Raw genomic sequence first — 2,348 nt, 5'->3', positions numbered from 1 at the left:
AAACGCGGGGCTCCACTCTCTAAACGAGTTGCGCAGACCAGAAAGCGACGTATAAGCTACTAGCACCAAAAGGCCAAGTGCGGGCCTTTCAATGCTAGTAACTTATACTCTGCTTTCTAACCGGCCTGCTCCACTCTCTAAAAAAAAGCCCCACGCTGACTAATCAACGTGGAGCCCTTAACTGTTGGCGGGAATGACCCGCAAAATGCCATCTACTGGAATCGAACCAGCGACCTTCTCTTTACGAGGGAGATGCTCTACCGACTGAGCTAAGATGGCATGATGACCCGTACGGGATTTGAACCCATGTTACCGCCGTGAAAGGGCGGTGTCTTAACCACTTGACCAACGGGCCATCTAAGCAACAAAATAGATTATACGGAGTCACTGCGTTGTTGTCCAGCCCCTTTGCCCACATTTTCACCAAAAAAGTTTTTCGAAGGGAGAAAAAATTATGCGTATTGCAATTATCGGGGCCACCGGCCATGCCGGCACCGCCCTCGTTCACGAAGCGGAGCGCCGCGGCCACGAGGTCACCGGCTTTGTGCGTCACCCAGAACGTGCCGTTGTTTTGGGGGACAACACCAACGCCCGCATTGTGAAGGCTGATGCCTTTACCCTAACCGCGCCCGTGCTGACCCGCTTCGATGTAGTGATTGACGCCTTCAGCACCAGTCCAGACCACGCCTACTTACACGTCGACTTAGCCACCCACCTGATTGCGCAGCTCCGGAACATCACCACCACACGGGTTGCCTTCATTTTGGGCGCGGGTAGTCTGCAACACCCTGACGGCGGCACCGTCCTCAGCAAAATGGAGCAAAATCCTGAGCTGGCTGGCATCATCAACACACCGCGCCAGCAGGCTGCCGAACTCGACTTTCTGCGCCACGTCAGCAACGTCAACTGGGTGGGCATCTCCCCGTCCATGACCTTTGCGCCTGGTCCGGCAACGGATTACGTGGCGGGCAAAGACACTTTGCTGGTCGATACACAAGGACGTTCACACCTCACTAGTGGTAATCTGGCGCTTGCACTCATGGATGAAATTGAGCAGCCACGGCACACCCAGGAACGCTTCACCGCCCGTGATGCTGAATAATGCAAGCATTTTTATCGGTTAATGACTAGGCTTTTGATACCGGGTTAGGTTATACTGATACGGAATAATCAGGAAATGAAGTGTAACCTATGGACTATCGAATTGGCGATATTGTCACGGGTAAGGTTACCGGTATTCAAGCGTACGGCGTGTTTATTGCGCTCGACCCACACACACAGGGACTGATTCACATTTCTGAGTGTCGCCACGGCTTTGTTAAGGGCCTGGAAGACATGTTTCACATTGGTGAGCAACTAGAGGTCATTATTCTCGACATCGATGAGTACAGCGGTAAGATTAGCCTTTCGCTGCGCGCCCTACAAAACCCAGGCCCATTGAGTGAGCACCGGCGCCGTAAACACTACTGGACGAGCCGCAAGGTGCATAACGGCTTTAAACCCATCGCCGACAGACTAGACGGCTGGGTCCGCGAAGCACTGCACCGCATTGACCAGGAGTAATATCCGGGAACCAACCCACAAAAAAACCACCGCACAATCTGCGGCGGTTTTTTTGTGGTTAACGGATAGCTACTCGGCCGTAATAATATCAACCCGATCCAGAGTCACGTCCTCCAGCGGCTTATCAGCGTTGTTAGTCTTCACACCGGCGATACTGTCCACTACGCCCATGCCCGTCATGACCTGACCAAAGACGGTGTGGTGGTGATCCAACCACGGTGTACCGCCCGCTTCCAGGTAGCGTTGAGCAATTTCCTCTGGGTAGCCGGCAGCGCGCATCTCACCAGCAAAGCGCTGGTCGAGGTGCTGGTTCTGCACGATAAAGAACTGGCTGCCGTTAGTGTGTGGACCAGCATTAGCCATTGATAGCGCGCCACGCACGTTGAACAGCTCATTACTAAATTCGTCCTCGAACGGTTCGCCAAAGGCACTTTCGCCACCCATACCGGTACCGGTTGGGTCGCCGCCTTGGACCATAAAGTCCGGAATAACCCGGTGGAAAATCAGGCCGTTGTAGTAACCCTGTTCCGCTAGTTTGGTGAAGTTTTCGACGGTTCTAGGTGCCTGGTCTGGAAACAGTGCAATCCGCACCACCCCAAAGTTGGTGGTCATCTCGGCAATTGGTCCTTGATAATTCTCTAAGTCTAATTGTGGTAAAGTCATGTTTATTCCCCCTAATTTCTTAACCGCTTTGCGCCCGTATATCATACCCGAAAACGCCGGCTACGGCTAGGGCGAAGACTGGGCGGGTACGAACGCGCGGGTGGCCTTTGGGACGGAGGCTT

The 2,348-nt window shown here is 53.6% G+C and carries 3 protein-coding genes and 2 tRNA genes; 2 read left to right on the top strand and 3 right to left on the bottom strand.

Translation table 11 applies throughout. The features are described from left to right. Nucleotides 1-206: 206 nt before the first annotated feature. Nucleotides 207-279: transfer RNA gene (locus LPA02S_RS11270), tRNA-Thr, on the bottom strand. Between the two features lie 4 nt (nt 280-283). Next, nucleotides 284-355: transfer RNA gene (locus LPA02S_RS11265), tRNA-Glu, on the bottom strand. 99 nt (nt 356-454) lie between these two features. Here LPA02S_RS11265 and LPA02S_RS11260 point away from each other — a divergent pair. Both LPA02S_RS11260 and LPA02S_RS11255 read left to right on the top strand, forming a co-directional pair. After that, nucleotides 455-1,102, top strand: coding sequence for an NAD(P)-dependent oxidoreductase (locus LPA02S_RS11260; RefSeq protein WP_054648609.1), 648 nt, complete (start codon nt 455-457; stop codon nt 1,100-1,102). A gap of 89 nt (nt 1,103-1,191) precedes the next feature. Beyond that, on the top strand, nt 1,192-1,563 hold the full coding sequence (locus LPA02S_RS11255) for a CvfD/Ygs/GSP13 family RNA-binding post-transcriptional regulator (protein WP_054648607.1): 372 nt from the start codon (nt 1,192-1,194) through the stop codon (nt 1,561-1,563). Between the two features lie 69 nt (nt 1,564-1,632). Here LPA02S_RS11255 and LPA02S_RS11250 read toward each other — a convergent pair whose 3' ends face one another. After that, nucleotides 1,633-2,226 (bottom strand): peptidylprolyl isomerase, encoded by a 594-nt coding sequence (locus LPA02S_RS11250; RefSeq protein ID WP_056956518.1) that lies wholly within the window; start codon nt 2,224-2,226, stop codon nt 1,633-1,635. Between the last annotated feature and the right edge of the window lie 122 nt (nt 2,227-2,348).

The sequence above is a fragment of the Lacticaseibacillus pantheris DSM 15945 = JCM 12539 = NBRC 106106 genome, assembly GCF_001591865.1.
In the GTDB taxonomy this organism is placed as follows: Bacteria; Bacillota; Bacilli; order Lactobacillales; family Lactobacillaceae; genus Lacticaseibacillus; species Lacticaseibacillus pantheris.
Note: the sequence above shows the minus strand (reverse complement) of the source record. Positions and strands in the feature narration are given on the sequence as shown.

What these genes read in the sequence shown, in the direction of transcription:
- LPA02S_RS11260 (WP_054648609.1), top strand. Translation starts at nt 455, where the DNA reads ATGCGTATTGCAATTATCGGGGCCACCGGCCATGCCGGCACCGCCCTC.
- LPA02S_RS11255 (WP_054648607.1), top strand. Translation starts at nt 1,192, where the DNA reads ATGGACTATCGAATTGGCGATATTGTCACGGGTAAGGTTACCGGTATT.
- LPA02S_RS11250 (WP_056956518.1), bottom strand. Translation starts at nt 2,226, where the DNA reads ATGACTTTACCACAATTAGACTTAGAGAATTATCAAGGACCAATTGCC.